The sequence below is a fragment of the Hymenobacter agri genome (assembly GCF_054778495.1).
In genome coordinates this window covers 1-1,386 of sequence record NZ_BAAGZM010000861.1, presented here as the reverse complement: position 1 = coordinate 1,386, position 1,386 = coordinate 1, and the positions used below count along the sequence as shown (strand labels likewise).

The 1,386-nt window shown below is 64.2% G+C and carries 2 protein-coding genes; one reads left to right on the top strand and one right to left on the bottom strand.

Features of this window, described 5'->3' with window-relative positions; translation table 11 throughout:
* Positions 1–286: 286 nt before the first annotated feature.
* A complete protein-coding gene (locus tag ACYVDE_RS22865; RefSeq protein ID WP_460503839.1) occupies positions 287–976 on the bottom strand; it encodes a DUF2459 domain-containing protein in 690 nt (229 codons plus the stop codon).
* 134 nt (positions 977–1,110) lie between these two features.
* Between ACYVDE_RS22865 and ACYVDE_RS22860 the strand changes: the two genes are divergently transcribed.
* On the top strand, positions 1,111–1,386 hold a 276-nt coding region (locus tag ACYVDE_RS22860), incomplete at its 3' end, for a hypothetical protein (RefSeq protein WP_460503838.1).

Below are 1,386 nucleotides of genomic sequence, written 5' to 3'. Positions count from 1 at the left end.
CCAGCCTTTCTGGCCCCGGCCCAGGCCCAGCCCAATCAGCCCCGCGCCCAGCGCTACTCGCCCCAAACGGCCCGCCGGCGAAGCCATTGCCCGCAAAAACTGACTCTTATTCACAACAGACATAACAGATTGACAAAGATTCGCTCAACGTTACGCAAAATTACGCCGGGGCGGGCATGGGCGGTGTACCCCGAATTTTTTATTCGGGCCGCATGCGTGAATTAATGAGACGGACTGGCGGGCCGAATAAAAAATTCGGGGTACTCCGCCTGGCACAGCTCGCGGCTTAGCGGCCGTAGATGTGGAAGATACCTTTGTCGGTGGGCGTCCAGAGGCAGGCGCGCTGGCCGCTGGCTTTCAGGCCGTTGTTAGTCCAGGTGTTGCAGGTGTAGAGGAAGCTGTAGACGCGCGGCGCTTCGTAGAAAGCGTCGTTTTCGGCGTAGCTGTGGCCTTTGATGTGCTCGAAGCGGCCCTGCGCATCCTGCCGGAAGCTGGTGCGGATATATTCGACCAGGCGGGCGTATTCGGCCCGGCTCAAGTGCAGCTCGATAGTTTGGGGGCCGGGCGCCATGGTGCGGAAATAGGTGGTGTGCATGGCAGCCGAGCCCAGCCAGAACGCGGCCTTGAAAGCCGTGCTGAACTTGAGGTCGGCCCAGGTGGGCGTGTCGAGGTAAAAGCCCTTGTCGCCCCAGCCGAAGCCCACGTAGGGCAGGGTACTGTCCTGCGACGGGATGTTGGCGTAGGGCAGCAGCGGCCGCCAGTCGAACTCGGGGCTGACGACGGGCAGCACAATGTCGGTATGCGCCCCGTTGGTGTGCAGGAACACGGGCACGTCGGCCGGGGCGTTGGGGTCGGCCTTGGGCACCGGAATGCGCGGGATGACCAATGCTGCTCCGGCGTACACGGCAATGAACGCCATGAAGGAAATAAGACCGTAGCCGCCGACGCGGGCCGCTTTCTGAATAGGTGTGGGCATTGAATACAAGAAAAACCGGGCTGTAGCCGCAAGCCTATACGGACGCCGCCGCCCAACAGCCAACGGCCGGGGCCGGGCCAGTACATTTGCCCGCCGCGCCGGGTTTTTGGGGCGGTTCCAGCTCCTTTCCCGCCATGTGGACCTCCGCCGCCGTGCGCCGGGCTGCCCTCGAAGCCGAGTGGCAGCAGCCCGCGCCCCGCTTTCGCAACGTTGCCCTGATTGCCCGCTACCACGCCATGCAAGCCAGCGCCCCGGCCTGGCACCACCTCGACAACCAGACCTGGCACGACCTGAACGGCGAAGAGCTGTTTGCTCTGCTCGATGGCACCGTGAGCCGCGTGGGCCAGCAATGCCTCTACCACCGGCTGCGCACCCCGCTGGGCGACGCCGGCCCACTGCGTGCGTTCGAC

Excerpts from the sequence above, each read along its gene's own strand:
- ACYVDE_RS22865 (WP_460503839.1), bottom strand. The coding sequence starts at position 976 with ATGCCCACACCTATTCAGAAAGCGGCCCGCGTCGGCGGCTACGGTCTT.